Source organism: Paenarthrobacter sp. NPDC089307 (assembly GCF_040685055.1).
Classification (GTDB): Bacteria; Actinomycetota; Actinomycetes; order Actinomycetales; family Micrococcaceae; genus Arthrobacter.
On the sequence record NZ_JBFBHE010000001.1, the window covers coordinates 24,916 to 38,602 of the forward strand.

The 13,687-nt window shown below is 63.0% G+C and carries 13 protein-coding genes; 5 read left to right on the forward strand and 8 right to left on the reverse strand.

The annotated features are described in order from the left end of the window. Positions 1-100 precede the first annotated feature (100 nt). Positions 101-1,915: a long-chain fatty acid--CoA ligase gene (locus AB0N72_RS00125; RefSeq protein ID WP_363931272.1), complete on the reverse strand. Its 1,815-nt coding sequence runs from the start codon at positions 1,913-1,915 to the stop codon at positions 101-103. 186 nt (positions 1,916-2,101) lie between these two features. Here AB0N72_RS00125 and AB0N72_RS00130 point away from each other — a divergent pair, with 186 nt between their 5' ends. Then, complete coding sequence (locus tag AB0N72_RS00130; protein WP_363931273.1) at positions 2,102-3,160, forward strand: ROK family protein; 1,059 nt, start codon at positions 2,102-2,104, stop codon at positions 3,158-3,160. Between the two features lie 30 nt (positions 3,161-3,190). Here the strand turns inward: AB0N72_RS00130 and AB0N72_RS00135 are convergent, their stop codons facing one another. Genes AB0N72_RS00135 through AB0N72_RS00145 form a run of 3 tightly spaced genes read right to left on the reverse strand, consistent with a single transcriptional unit; the run spans position 3,191 to position 5,302 of the window. Beyond that, positions 3,191-3,730, reverse strand: coding sequence for a hypothetical protein (locus tag AB0N72_RS00135; RefSeq protein WP_363931274.1), 540 nt, complete (start codon positions 3,728-3,730; stop codon positions 3,191-3,193). Next, a complete protein-coding gene (locus AB0N72_RS00140; protein ID WP_363931275.1) occupies positions 3,717-4,520 on the reverse strand; it encodes an alpha/beta fold hydrolase in 804 nt (267 codons plus the stop codon). The genes AB0N72_RS00135 and AB0N72_RS00140 overlap by 14 nt, the downstream gene beginning before the upstream one ends. Next, a complete protein-coding gene (locus AB0N72_RS00145; RefSeq protein ID WP_363931644.1) occupies positions 4,517-5,302 on the reverse strand; it encodes an alpha/beta fold hydrolase in 786 nt (261 codons plus the stop codon). Before AB0N72_RS00145 ends, AB0N72_RS00140 begins: the two co-directional genes overlap by 4 nt. 109 nt (positions 5,303-5,411) lie before the next feature. On the opposite strand from AB0N72_RS00145, the gene AB0N72_RS00150 reads away from it, so the two are divergent. Together AB0N72_RS00150 and AB0N72_RS00155 are read left to right on the forward strand one after the other, a co-directional pair. Continuing rightward, entirely contained in the window at positions 5,412-6,185 is a 774-nt protein-coding gene (locus AB0N72_RS00150; RefSeq protein WP_363931646.1) for a lysophospholipid acyltransferase family protein, read from the forward strand. Positions 6,186-6,268: 83 nt separating this feature from the next. Continuing rightward, a complete protein-coding gene (locus AB0N72_RS00155) occupies positions 6,269-7,672 on the forward strand; it encodes a class II 3-deoxy-7-phosphoheptulonate synthase (RefSeq protein WP_363931276.1) in 1,404 nt (467 codons plus the stop codon). A gap of 119 nt (positions 7,673-7,791) precedes the next feature. Here the strand turns inward: AB0N72_RS00155 and pknB are convergent, their stop codons facing one another. Both pknB and AB0N72_RS00165 read right to left on the reverse strand, forming a co-directional pair. Continuing rightward, positions 7,792-9,846, reverse strand: a complete 2,055-nt coding sequence (gene pknB / locus AB0N72_RS00160; protein ID WP_363931277.1) for a Stk1 family PASTA domain-containing Ser/Thr kinase — start codon at positions 9,844-9,846, stop codon at positions 7,792-7,794. A gap of 74 nt (positions 9,847-9,920) precedes the next feature. Continuing rightward, a complete protein-coding gene (locus AB0N72_RS00165; protein WP_363931278.1) occupies positions 9,921-11,261 on the reverse strand; it encodes a LysM peptidoglycan-binding domain-containing protein in 1,341 nt (446 codons plus the stop codon). Here AB0N72_RS00165 and AB0N72_RS00170 point away from each other — a divergent pair. Both AB0N72_RS00170 and AB0N72_RS00175 read left to right on the forward strand, forming a co-directional pair. Continuing rightward, the gene (locus AB0N72_RS00170; protein WP_363931279.1) at positions 11,260-11,526 is read left to right on the forward strand and encodes a hypothetical protein; all 267 of its coding nucleotides are present in this window, start codon (positions 11,260-11,262) and stop codon (positions 11,524-11,526) included. The genes AB0N72_RS00165 and AB0N72_RS00170 overlap by 2 nt on opposite strands. Next, complete coding sequence (locus tag AB0N72_RS00175) at positions 11,519-11,872, forward strand: Rv2175c family DNA-binding protein (protein WP_363931280.1); 354 nt, start codon at positions 11,519-11,521, stop codon at positions 11,870-11,872. Before AB0N72_RS00170 ends, AB0N72_RS00175 begins: the two co-directional genes overlap by 8 nt. Positions 11,873-11,998: 126 nt before the next feature. Here AB0N72_RS00175 and AB0N72_RS00180 read toward each other — a convergent pair whose 3' ends face one another. Both AB0N72_RS00180 and AB0N72_RS00185 read right to left on the reverse strand, forming a co-directional pair. After that, positions 11,999-13,093, reverse strand: coding sequence for a polyprenyl synthetase family protein (locus tag AB0N72_RS00180; RefSeq protein ID WP_363931281.1), 1,095 nt, complete (start codon positions 13,091-13,093; stop codon positions 11,999-12,001). Continuing rightward, positions 13,090-13,671, reverse strand: coding sequence for a hypothetical protein (locus tag AB0N72_RS00185; protein WP_363931282.1), 582 nt, complete (start codon positions 13,669-13,671; stop codon positions 13,090-13,092). The genes AB0N72_RS00180 and AB0N72_RS00185 overlap by 4 nt, the downstream gene beginning before the upstream one ends. Positions 13,672-13,687: the final 16 nt, after the last annotated feature.

Genomic DNA, 13,687 nt, shown 5'->3' on the forward strand with positions numbered 1-13,687 from the left:
CAGGCAAAAGAGCACCCCGCCCGGACCGAGTCCGGGCGGGGTGCTTTTTACCGTCGGGCGGTGGTCCGGCCAAGCGGACCACCGCAACTACGACAAACAACTAAGAGGCGCGGGGCGCTGAATACATTTCTTCGATCACGGCGTCGAAGTCCTTCATAACCTGTGCGCGCTTGACCTTGAGGGACGGTGTGAGGTGGCCCGAGGCCTCCGTGAAGTCCGCCGGCACTATGCGGAAGGATTTGATCGCCTCGGCCTGGGACACGGACTGGTTTGCCTTGCTGATGAGTTCCTGCACGGCTGCCTTGACCACGGCATGCTCGGTAGCCTCGGCCAGGGAGGTGCTTGCGGGCAGGCCGTGCCGTTCGAGCCAACCCGGCAGGGCTTCTTCATCCAAGGTGACCAGTGCGCCGATGAAAGGACGGTTGTCGCCCACCACAAGGACCTGGGAGACCAGGGCGTCCGAGCGAATCTGGTCCTCCAGCAACGCGGGCACCACGTTCTTGCCGCCCGCCGTGACGATGATTTCCTTCTTGCGGCCGGTGATCTTCAGGAAGCCGTTGCTGTCCAGCTCTCCGATGTCGCCAGTGCGGAACCAGCCATCCTCCGTGAATGTCTCCCCGGTAAGCTCCGGGCGCTTATAGTAGCCGCGCATCACGCAGACGCCCTTGGCGAGGATTTCGCCGTCGTCCGCGATCTTTACCGAGTTCCCGGGAAGGGGAGCGCCCACCGTGCCGATCCTGATCATGGAGGGCGTGTTGACGGAGATCGGAGCCGTGGTTTCGGTCAGGCCGTAGCCTTCCAGGATCTGCAGTCCTATGCCTTGGAAGAAGTGGCCCAGGCGTTCGCCCAACGGTCCACCACCGGAGACCGCGTGGGCGACGTGGCCACCCATGGCTGCGCGGAGCTTCCCGTAAACCAGTTTGTCGAACACGGCATGCTTGATTTTCAATCCCAGGCCAAGGCTTCCGTCCTGGCGTGCTTTGGAGTATGCGATCGCGGTGTCAACGGCGCGGTGGAAGATGGCGCCCTTGCCACCGTCTTCGGCCTTGGTGAGCGCTGAGTTGTAGACCTTTTCGAAGACACGGGGCACGGCGAGGATGAACGTCGGTTGGAAGCTCTGGAGATCGCCCAGCAGGTTCTTGATATCCGGGGTGTGCGCCACTTGGACGCCGCCGGCCACGGCCAATACGGAAATGAAGCGGGCGAAAACGTGGGCCAGCGGCAGGAACATGATGGTCTTGCCGGATTCGTTGATGATCTCCGGCAAACAGGCGCGCGCATTCTCGGAGAGTTCCACGAAGTTACCGTGCGTCAGCTCGCATCCCTTCGGCCTGCCGGTTGTGCCGGAGGTATAGATGATGGTGGCGATATCCCGCAGGCCGGCAGCGGAACGGCGTGACTCAAGTTCGTCGTCGGGAACCCCTGCTCCCGCAGAGCGCAGGGCATCGAGCCCGGCGCCTTCCAGCTGCCACACGTTGGCAACGGAGGTGATGTCTTCAGCCACCACGGCCTGCCGGATGATGTCTTCATGGTGGGCCGACTCACCGAAGGCGGCGACAGCTCCCGAGTCGCCGAGGTTCCAGGCCACCTGCGACGGCGATGAGGTTTCGTAGATGGGGACGGAGACGGCTCCGGCAAACCAGATCGCGAAGTCCACCAGAGACCATTCGTATCGTGTCCTGGACATGATTCCCACGCGGTCGCCCTGTCCGACGCCGCTGGCTATGAGGCCCTTGGCCAGCGCCCTGACATCCTCAAGGAACTCCGTGGCGCGGATGTCCTTCCACTGCCCATTGGCGTCCAGCTTGGAGAACAGCGGAGGGTTGGATGCCTTGCCGGCCTCCCGAAGCACGAAGTCCGTGATGTTGGTTTCAGGGGAGATGTTCACGAGGGGAGGAACACTGATTTCACGCACGGTAGCTCCTTTGATATCCACGGGCCACGAGGGGCTTCTTTCACTCTAGTATGCCCGCTCATGGAGGTGTGTTCTATTTCACCTACTGGCGAGTAACTTTACGGATCAGGCCCCTTTCCAAGCAACTCGGGGACTTCTGGGGCCTGCGATGCGGGGCGGCCGGGGATGGCGGAATAGGATGATGGGATGCCCGCATTTCGGTCCAGTTCCCGCATAAACTCCAGGCCTCCGGCCGCTGCCTGGAAGGACGTACCGTGGGCTCCCCGGCGAAGTCATCTCGGCCGGAGGGGACTGGCCATCGGCATCGACATCGGCGGCACCAAGGTGGCGGCAGGCGTGGTGGACGCCGAAGGCCGCGTGCTCGCCGAAGCCCGCCGCTCAACGCCAGGTGCGGACCCCAGGGCAGTTGAGCAAACCATAGTGGAACTCGTCCATGAACTCAGCACCGGACACAGGGTTGCCTCTGTTGGGATCGGCGCTGCCGGTTGGATGGACCTCGACGGCGGCACGGTCCTGTTCAGCCCGCATCTGGCCTGGCGCAATGAACCCCTCCGAGCCAGCTTGCAGAAACTGCTCAGGCGTCCGGTCCTGCTCACGAACGACGCCGATGCCGCAGCGTGGGCGGAATGGCGCTTCGGCGCCGGGCACGGCGAAAGCCGCCTGGTATGCATCACCCTGGGCACGGGTATCGGCGGAGCCATGGTGATGGACGGCCGCGTCGAGCGCGGCCGGTACGGAGTTGCCGGCGAATTCGGCCACCAGATCATCTTTCCCGGTGGCCACCGCTGCGAATGCGGAAACCGCGGGTGCTGGGAACAATATGCTTCCGGAAATGCGTTGGGGCGCGAAGCCCGGCAACTCGTACGGACCAACTCACCCGAGGGCCGGGCCCTGCTGGAACGTGCCGGCGGGACAGCGGAGAACATCACGGGGGCTGCAGTTACCGCCCTGGCCCTTGCCGGGGATGCGACGTCGCGGGAACTGCTGGCGGACCAAGGCGAATGGCTGGGCCTGGGCCTGGCCAACCTTGCCGCTGCCCTGGACCCGGGCATGTTCGTGATCGGCGGCGGGCTCTGTGACGCCGGAGACCTACTGGCCGGACCTGCCCGTGAGTCATTCGCCAAAAACCTCACAGGCCGGGGTTTCCGGCCCATGGCCAGGATTGAACTTGCCGCCCTCGGCCCGCGGGCCGGCCTTATAGGCGCCGCGGACCTTTCACGGGTCAGCGGCAGGTCCCACAGCTAAGGGCCGCCAGCGGAACCTGGGCGTCGGCACTCAGATACGGGCGCCGTCGTCGTCGTCATTCTTTTCCTGGGGAAGCCTCATGATGAGGAACACCACCGAGGCCACGAAGGCGGCCACGATTCCCAGGATCGCTGCCAACGGCGCCGATCGCCAGAACATGGCGGTGAAGAGCAGTGCGAGGGGGCCACCAACAGCGCCGATCCACGCCAGCATGGTCAGCGGTTCGGTACCTGCCAGGCTCGGCGGCTCTTCCGGAACGAACGAGTCTTCGTCCTCGTCCACCTCAAAGTCACGCGGCCCCTGTTCGCGGCCCTGGTCCCCTGTGGAGGAATCGGCGGCCGGCGCGGCAGGCGAGGCCGACAAGCCGAGGGGGTCGAAGTCCTTGAAGGTCTTGCCGGAAGCAGCCTGCTCTTGGCCGGGCGCAGCGGTGGGACCCGGGGCATCGGAGTGCGGCCCTTGCTCCCCGGGACTGGATTGCGTGGCCTCCAACCGGGCTACCAAATCCAGCCACACGGCGTCGTCGTCCTTGTTGGCGCTTTGGTCAGCAGAGTTGGGATCAGGCCTGTTCATGGGCTGCGTCCTTATCGGGGGAGTGCCCGTGTCCTGCCAAGGAGGCTACGGTCTGTTGAATGAATTCGACCGTACCGGAGAAGATTTCCGGTGCGTCGTTGTCGAGGGTGGCCACATGGTGGCTGTTGCGCAGATAATTGACCTCCACGGGAGCCTGCACGCGGGAGCGAAGGAACTCCAGGCTGGCATTGGAGATGACGTTGTCCACGGTCGACTTGTAGACACGCACCGGTGTGGTGATGCGCGGCAGGATCGCAGCGGTGTTTTTATACATCTTTTTCAACTCGTGGGCCGCGGCGACAGGCGTCCGTGCGTAGGCCCCTTCGTCCTGGTCCGGCTTGAGGATGTCGTTCGCAATGGCAGGGGTCGTCCTCACCACATACTTCAAGGCAGCGACGATAACAGCCCTGGGATCGTCCAGGACGAGGCCCGGATTGACCACCACTGTTCCCGCGACGGGACGGGTGGCTGCAATCCGCAAGGCCAACGTGCCGCCCATGGACAGGCCGGTGGAAAAGACGTAATCGCATTCGGCCGCCAGCTCCAGGTAGGCGTCATCTACCGCGCGGTGCCACTCCTGCCATGACCGCTTGGCCATGTCCTGCCATGTAGTGCCGTGGCCGGGCAGCAACGGCAACCTGACAGCATAGCCGGCAGCAGCCAGATGCTCAGCCCAGGGCCTCACACTGTGCGGGCTCCCGGTAAATCCATGCGACATGACGACACCGACGCGTGGGCCGGTTCCGCTCCAATTGCTGAGGAACGGTGAGGAATCCGGGAGCATTTTCATGATGACTCCGAGGCTACTCTGTGATCGGCGTGCTGGCGGAAAAATGCGGCGGATTCTTCGAAAATCGTGGGTGCATCCACATCCAAAGTGGCCACATGGCCGCTGTTCGGAAGCGCCACCACCCTCAATCTGGACGAGTCGATGTGCTTACGGATGGTATCCACCGAGCTGGGCGGAATGACCCCATCAACTGTCGACTTGAAGACCAACGCCGGCGCTTTGACCTGCGGCAGTCCCCGGGTGGCCGAACGGAAGAGTTTCTTGAGCTCGTGCACGGATTTGAGGGGCGTCTTGGAGTAGTCCCCGTCTTCAACGCGCACCGGAGCCGCAGAGTCTTCCACTATGGGCTCGGTGGTGCGCATGACGTATTTCAAGGCGCCAACGTATTTCACTCGCCGGTCATAGAAGCTCAAGCCCGGGTTGACCAGCACCAGCCCGGGGATGTCATGGTGGGATGCCAGGCGGAGGGCCACGGCTCCGCCCATCGACAATCCCGCAACAAAACAGGTCTCGGTTGTGGCGGCAAGTTCCAGGTAGCTCTGTTCGAAGGCCCGGTACCAGTCCTGCCAACGGGTTCTCGCCAGGTCCTGCCACGTGGTGCCATGACCGGGAAGCAAGGGGACAGTCACAGCGAAGCCTTGCGCGGCCAGGTACTCGGCCCAGGGGAACATGCTCAACGGGCTGCCGGTAAATCCATGGCAGATCGCTATGCCGGTGGAGGCGTTTGGCCCGTGTCCGGCGTAGTGGAAAGCGGTCGCTGCTGGTGGGTTGCGTTCCGTCATGCGTTCCATCGTGTCACTGTTCCGGACATTTCACACTGGAGTAGGGTTGCAGTTGAGTTCCGGCCGTGTCGCCGGAAGCATGCCTGCCAACGGCCGTGAGAGGACAAACGTGTTCTATTGGGTCATGAAGAGGATCTTTTTGGGTCCAATCCTCAAGCTCCTGTTCCGCCCCTGGGTCAAAGGCCTGGACAATGTTCCTGAAAATGGCGCAGCAATCCTGGCATCCAACCACCTTTCCTTTTCGGACTCGATCTTCCTGCCGCTGATGGTGCGCCGCCCTGTGATCTTTCTGGCGAAGTCGGAATATTTCACCGGAAAAGGCATCAAAGGGCGGCTTACCGCATTGTTCTTCAGGCTGAGCAACCAGCTCCCCATGGACAGGTCCGGAGGAGCCGCATCCGAGATGTCGCTGCAGGCGGGCAAGGATGTCCTCACGACCGGTGGACTCCTGGGCATCTACCCTGAGGGCACACGGAGCCCGGACGCCAGGCTCTACCGGGGCAAGGTGGGGGTTGCGCGCCTTGCGCTGCAGACACGTGTGCCGGTGGTTCCGGTGGCCATGATCGGAACCGAGAAGGTCCAGCCCATCGGCAAGAGGCTCCCGAGCATCCGCCGGATCGGCATTATCTTCGGCCAGCCGCTGGACTTCAGCCGCTATTACGGCATGGAGGACGACCGCGTGGTCCAGAGGGCGGTAACGGACGAAATCATGTACGAATTGATGCGCCTCTCCGGCCAGGAATACGTTGACGAATATGCTGCCGTGGTTAAAGCCCGGCTGGCCGGAAAAGGCCCCGAGCCGCTCCAGAAGCTTGAGGGCAGCGAGGACGCCGTCAATGACATCGCCGAGGACCGGGACGAGCCCCGCGCGGAAGGCCAGTAGCACCTTGGAAACTGTGACGCAGACGGCAGCATCAGTTACGCCCGCAGTGCCTCAAGGCCGCCGGAGGCTACTACTCTTGAAGGGTGACTGAGCTAACCGCGAACACCGCACCTTCCACAGTAGATCCACTCGCCAGCACCGCCCAGAGCGGAGCGGCGAACTATCCCGGACTGGACGCCTGGCGCGACCTGCCGATTTCCCAGCAGCCAACGTGGTCGGATGCTGATGTCTTCAAGGCCTCCGTCAAAGAACTCTCCGTCGTACCGCCGCTGGTCTTCGCCGGCGAAGTCGACGTCCTCCGTGAACGACTGGCCGCCGCGGCCCAGGGCAAGGCGTTCCTGCTCCAGGGCGGCGACTGCGCAGAAACCTTCGAGGCTGCCACCGCAGACAAGATCAGCGCCCGTGTTAAGACCATCCTCCAGATGGCAGTCGTGCTGACCTATGGCGCAGCGATGCCCGTGATCAAAATGGGCCGGATGGCCGGGCAGTTTGCCAAACCGCGTTCCTCCAATGACGAGACCCGCGATGGCGTGACACTGCCCGCCTACCGCGGAGACATTGTCAACGGCTACGATTTCACCCCTGAGTCCCGCGCCCACGACGCCGGACGGATGTTGAAGGCGTACCACACCTCGGCGTCCACGCTGAACCTTATCCGGGCTTTCACCCAGGGCGGCTTTGCGGATCTGCGGCTGGTGCACCAGTGGAACAAGGGATTCACCGAGAACCCGGCTCACGCGCGCTACGAGTCGCTGGCCCGTGACATCGACCGCGCCATTATGTTCATGGATTCCTGTGGAGCGGACTTCGAGGCACTCAAGCGCGTTGAATTCTTCGCCAGCCACGAGGCCCTCCTGCTCGACTATGAGCGCGCCCTCACGCGGATAGACTCCCGCACGGGCCTGCCCTATGACACGTCTGCCCACTTCCTGTGGATCGGGGAGCGGACCAGGGAGCTCGATCACGCGCACGTGGACTTCCTTTCCCGTGTACGCAACCCGATCGGCGTCAAGCTTGGCCCCACCACCAGCGGCGATGACGCCCTGCGCCTTATCGACAAGCTGGACCCGAACCGCGAACCCGGCCGCCTCACCTTCATCACCCGCATGGGTGCCGGGAACATCCGCGAAAAGCTGCCCGCCGTCGTCGAACGCGTTACGGCGTCCGGCGCCCAAGTGCTCTGGGTGACCGACCCGATGCACGGCAACACGGTAACCTCGCCCAACGGCTACAAGACCCGCAACTTCGACGACGTTATTGACGAAGTCCGCGGCTTCTTCGAAGTGCACCACTCCCTGGGAACGGTTCCGGGCGGCCTGCACGTGGAAATGACCGGCGATGACGTCGCAGAGTGCCTGGGCGGCGCAGACCCGATCGACCAGGACGCATTCCTGGACCGCTATGAGTCGGTATGCGATCCGCGCCTGAACCACATGCAGTCCTTGGAGATGGCTTTCCTGGTTGCCGGCGCCCTCTCCAAGAGGTAACCGCCAAACCCTTGGCTACGGCATAAAAACGGGACAAAACTGCACAACGGTACAAAATAGGCGCGGCCCGGAGAAGTCCGGGCCGCGCCTTTTGCGTTGATGCGAGTTGGGCTGGAACCCTAAACGACTGTCAGCGTCACCACTGAATCTTCAGGCACCTCTGTATTCACCGGATTCTGGTCCCGGACCGTTCCGAAGAAACCACCCAGGATCTTGTTGATTTCTACTTTGAAGCCCAGTTTCTTGAGTTCCCTCTCTGCTTCAGCGGATTGCTTGCCGATGAAGCTGGGCACCTTGACCATGCGCGGGCCCTTGGAGACGGTGAGGGTTACCGTGTCGCCCTTGATGAGCGTGCCGTTGGCGGGAACCTGGGACACGACAGATCCTTTGGGGACCGTCTTGTCGTTGACTGTCTCCGGGGCGATCACCGCCTTAAGCCCGGCATCCTGGATCGCCTTGACGGCAGCGTCCTGTGCAAGGCCGCGCACATCGGGAACCGGGATGGGCTGGGGGCCCTTGGAGACGACCAGGGCAACAGGCGTGCCATGCCGCACTTCCTTGCCCTTAGCCGGGTCCTGGGCGATGACGATACCCGCAGGCACCTTCTCGTCGAAGGCTTCGGTCACATTGCCAAGGGCCATCCGGGATGAATTCAGGGCTGTCTTGGCGTCATCGAGGGTCCCGCCGGTGAAATCCTGGAGAGGGAAGAGCTGGGCTCCCTTGGACACAAAAAGGGTGATCGGCTGGAACTTCCGGACTTCGGCACCGGATTCCGGTTTGGTGCCAACGGCAAGACCGGCCAGGGTGTCGTCGTCGAAAACGTCCTGCGGCTCGGACTGGAATCCAGCTGTGCGGAGCAGCTGTTGGGCCTCGGCGACTGTCTTGTTCTTCACGTCGGGGACGGTGCCCGGCGATCCCGGTCCCATGCCGAAAAACCAGCCGGCAGTGGCCGCAAGCAGTGCGAGGATGACGATCACCACAGTCCAGATGAGGCCGCGACGACGAGGATTGCCTTCCCTGAGCGGCCGGACTGGAGTGGCCGCCGCCTTGGCCCGGTCCTTGGCCTGCTGCCTTTCGAGCCGCTTCAGGTCCCTTTTCCCAAGCGGGCGCGCTTCTACGTCCGTGGGGCTTTGTGGCGGATGGAAGGACCGGCTGCCCGCCGCCATGATGGTGGTGGGATTGCTTTGTTGGGCTATGAATTCAGTGGGCGAGGCAGTGATGGCAATCGCCTCGGTGGCATTCCTGTCCACGCTGGAAGCAGGGATGGCCGCCGTGGGAGCCTGGTAGGGATTCGTGGCAGCCGCTTGTTGCCTGTGATCGAGCTGCTCGTCAGTGAGCGTTGTGCGGATATGACGCAACTCCGTCAGCAGGGCAGACCCGTCGATCGGCCTGTTCTCGGCATCCACAGACGTACACCACTGCACCAGTTCATCCAGGTCTTCGGCCAGTCCGCGTGCCGCCTCTGAGGGGCGGCCGACGGTTGCATTCACGTGCTGGTAGGCCACGTGGATGGGGGAGTCGCCGCTGTACGGTTGCTTGCCCGTGAGCATCTCATAGAGCATGATCCCGGCTGAATAGATGTCACTGCGGGCATCTGCCGGTTGTCCCAGGACGAGTTCAGGCGCCAGGTAGGCCACGGTTCCTATCAAGGCCCCGGTGCTGGTGTTGGCCGAGATCGCCCTGGCCAAGCCAAAATCGCCTACCTTGATCCGGCCATCGTCCGCAATGAGGACGTTCTCAGGTTTGATGTCGCGGTGGATCAGGCCGGAAGAGTGGGCAGCGGCCAAGCCTTCGATCACAGGATCGATCAGGGCCAAAGCGAGCCGCGGGGGCAGGGCGCCTTGCGTGTTCAGGACATCCCGAAGGGTGTGGCCCTTGACGTACTCCATGACGAGGTAGGCGATGTGGCCGTCCTCGCCTTGGTCCAGGACGCCCACGATGTGGGGGTGGGAGAGGCTCGCCGCGGCTTTTGCTTCACGGCTGAGTCGCTCCAAAAACGTTTGGTCGTTCGCCAGGTGCGGGTGCAGGACCTTGAGGGCGACATCGCGCTCAAGGCGCCGGTCTGTAGCCAGGTAGACGGTGGACATGCCACCTTTTGCCAAGCGGGAGCGGACCACGTAGCGCCCGTCCACAGTGGTCCCGATGAGGTGGTCCTGCGTTGGTTCTTGCACCATTCGATCCTAAACGAGACAGGGAAGGGGCCCGAATCCACGTGGGATGCGGGCCCCTTCCAAGGTGCCGGGCGTGCCTAGGCAAACGTGCGCTGGCGGGCCTTGATCGATTCGACGTAGCGCTTGGTGTCGTCGTACATGCCGTACTTGCTCACCGAGTACTGGCCCTGGTAGTAACCGGCGATGGCGGTGTCCAGGTCCTTGCTGGTGGCGACGAGGGCGCGGATGATCGCGACGCCGGCCGTTGCGTTGTCGTAGGGGTCCAGAAGGTTGAGCTTCCGGCCCACCAGATCGGAGGCCCACTGGCCGGACGACGGAATGACCTGCATGGTGCCTATCGCGTTGGCCGGGGAAACGGCCCGCTGGTCGAAGCCGGATTCCTGCTCGGCGAATGCCAGGGCCAGGGAGGGGCTGACGCCCATGCGCCGTGCTGTGTCGGCCACAATGCCCTTCATCTCAGCGCGGCTGGGGACCGGTGAAGCGTTCAGGAGTGCCTTGTTTTCGTTGGCCGAGTTGACGACCGCCGGGGGATACGTAAAGCCAAGGAATGTACTGGGCACCAAGGGCGTGGTTTCGCCGGCTGGTTGCAGGCTGCCGCCGGGGATGGTCAGCTTCTGGCCCGGGTAGATCACCGTGCTTGCGGTGAGGTTGTTGGCCGACATGAGGGCAGACAGGGAGACCCCCAACCGCGAGGCGATGGAGCTGAGGGTGTCGCCGGCCTTGATGGTGTAGGACCCGGTGCTTGCCAGGGGAGCGGGTGCCGGAGCCGGCGCTGGCGTTGGTGCCGGAGCTGCCGGAGTTGAAGGCGCCGAGCCACTGACCTTGATCTTCTGGCCCGGATAGATGATGGAACTTCCGTTGAGGTTGTTCCAGCTGAAAATGCTGGACAGGGGCACGCCGTGCTTGGCTGCAATGCCGCCGAGGGTATCCCCTGGTACCACTATGTAAACCGTAGCGGAGCTGGTGGAGCCAGATGCGGCCGGGGCGCTGGGCGCGGGAGCGGTGGTGGCCGTGCCGGTGAGCTTGATGCTCTGCCCGGGATAGATCAGCGTGGTGGGAGTCAGGTTGTTCAGCTGGAGCACTGCGGAGGTGTCCAGGTTGAAGCGTCGGGCAATGGCGCTGATGGTATCGCCGCGAACCACCGTGTAGCTGTCCGGGACAGCGGGGGCCATGGGACGGAGGGCTGCCGGAAGCGTAGCTGGAACTGCCTGGGCCGGGATCACCGTGCCGGCCGCGACTGCCTGGGCCTTCATTGCTGCAGCAAGAGTGGCCGGGATTTTGCGCGGTTGCGGTGCAGGCGCTGCGATGGACGGTTGAGCCAGCGCAAGCGACGACAAAACCACAGCGGGAAGCGCGGCCGTGGTTGCCGCGATAACGGGCATGCTCATGGTTCGTTTCGGCGAGCGGGGCGTCGTCATGAAAAAGTCCTCATCTCAAACAGCGGGGGTGATTGTTAACGCTGTTGTCAGTGTTGCCAATGTTACTGATGTTATCAATGGTGCAAGTGTGATCAATGTGAATCTCTCATACTTATTCACTTGGCACAACAAATCCCGCGCGGAAGATTCCAAAAGCCAATTGTTGGAGTCGCTGCGGCAGGATATGCGCGTATCCGCTCCGACTCTTATCAAGCTCCGGCTAGGCGAGGGGCGGGGCGGCATGGCAACCTTGATCCGTGAGTAATGTAGAAAGCCTTGTTTCCGAGTGGTTGCCGCTTCCGGATGTTGCCGAGCTGCTGGAAGTTTCCATCACCAAAGTCCATGGACTTTTGGACGAGCGGGCGCTTGTCGCCATCCGGCGGGGAGAGCGGAATATCCGCTCAGTCCCGGCCTTGTTTCTTCAGGATGGGCACGTTGTGGACAGCTTGAAGGGGACTGTCGCGGTCCTCAGCGATGCCGGCTACAACGACGAAGAGTTGATCATCTGGCTGTTTACTCCTGATGAATCTCTGCGTGGTCGCCCCATCGATGCCCTGCGTGAGGGCCGCAAAACCGAGATCAGGCGCCGCGCGCAGTCTCTGGCCTGGTAATTGCGCCGGGTTACTTTCCAAAAGACAACGACTTAAAAGCGGCGACGACGGCGGTTCCCAACCGCCGTCGTCGTCGCTTCATGTCTTTCCCCGACTGGTAATGCCCGGCAATGCCGGCTTTCGCAGTCAGGCGGCGCGGCTGACCGCGGCTTCGGCGAGTTGGCCCAATGCCAGGAGTGGGACCTCGTCCAGAGGCAGGCGTTCCAGTGCCTCGAAGGCGTCCTTGCTCAGCTGCGCGATGAGCGATTCCGTGGCGTCCAAAGCGCCGCAATCAACCATGAGCTGGCGGATCCGGGCGACGTCGTCCTCGGCGAGGTCCGGGTTGCCCAGTCTGCCATCCAGAAAGGCAGCGTCTGCCGCAGAAGCCTGATTAAGGGCAAAGCCCACAAGCACCGTGCGTTTGCCCTCCCGCAGGTCATCGCCCGCCGGCTTTCCTGTGGTTGCCGGGTCCCCGAAGACGCCAAGGACGTCGTCGCGCATCTGGAACGCCTCCCCAAGCGGGAGCGAGAACCTGGAGTATCCCGCGAGCAGCTCCTCCGGAGCGCCCGCAAGGGCACCGCCCAGCGCCAGCGGATGTTCCGTGGAGTACTTCGCCGACTTGTAGCGGATGATGGACCTGGCGCGGTCCACGGACCCTGCGTGGTCGCGCACGGGACCGGCCACTTCCTCGAGGATGTCAAGGTATTGACCAGCCATGACCTCCGCCCGCATGACGTTGAAGATACGGCGTGCAGGGCTTCCTGAAGAAGCACGGTGACCGATGTCGGTGAAAGACTCTTCGCTGAAGGACAGGCAGAGATCGCCGGTCAAAATGGCGGCGGCATCGCCGAAATGTTCGCTGTCCAGCGCCCAGCCACTCGTTGCATGCAGTTGGCTGAAACGCTTGTGGACGCTTGGGCCGCCGCGGCGGGTATCGGAACGGTCAATGATGTCATCATGGATCAGCGCGGCTGCCTGAAAAAGTTCCAAGGCGCACCCGGCGGTGACGATGTCCGGATCGTCAGCGTGGCCCCCGGCACCGCGCCAACCCCAGTAGCACATCAGTGCCCTCAACCGCTTGCCGCCTGTTGCCAATGTCGAAATCGAGTCGATCAGCGGTGCGACATCCGGCGAAACCGTAGCCATGAGCTCCCGCTGCCCGGATAGGAAACGGTTGAGGCTGGCCGCCACACCATCAATGAAGCAGGCTTGCTCGGAGGCGACGTCGGAAGTAAACGTCACTTGATGGACCCGGCCGCCACGTTGGCGCCGATGGTGAAGGTTGAGACACCTTCCTTTTGCATGATGGAGACATTCACTGTTTCACCATCACCGCGGACAAAGTCCAATGAAGTGACGTTGCCGACTGCTTCCGGTCCAGGGATGAGCTTGAAGCCCTGGGCTTCCAGCGATGACTTGTAATAGTCCACAACGCCCTGCGGAGGCGCCTTGACCGTCCCGACGAGCGCGACTGTTGCCAGGGAAGCATTCTTGTCGAAGCTGCTGGACCGCACCGAGGTTTTGGGCATGACGGGAATGAGTTGCTCGGGGAAACCTGGAACGAGCGCGTTGACCGTGGCCGTGGCGTCAGGGTCCGGTGTGCTCGATTCGGTGAACCCCGTGGTTTCGGGGGAGGGGCTGCTGCTGCCGGCCGAAGACGCTGTCCCGGAAGGTGACGGCGCCGACGTTGAGAAGGAAGCACCGGAGGGCGATGGTGCCGCCGAACCGCCGGGCGATGGGGTGCAGGCGGAGGCCGCCACTGCGACACTGACTGCGAGCAGGGCAAACCCTCGCGTTCGAGGAGTTCCAAAGAGCTTCACAGGGTATCCTTCCTGG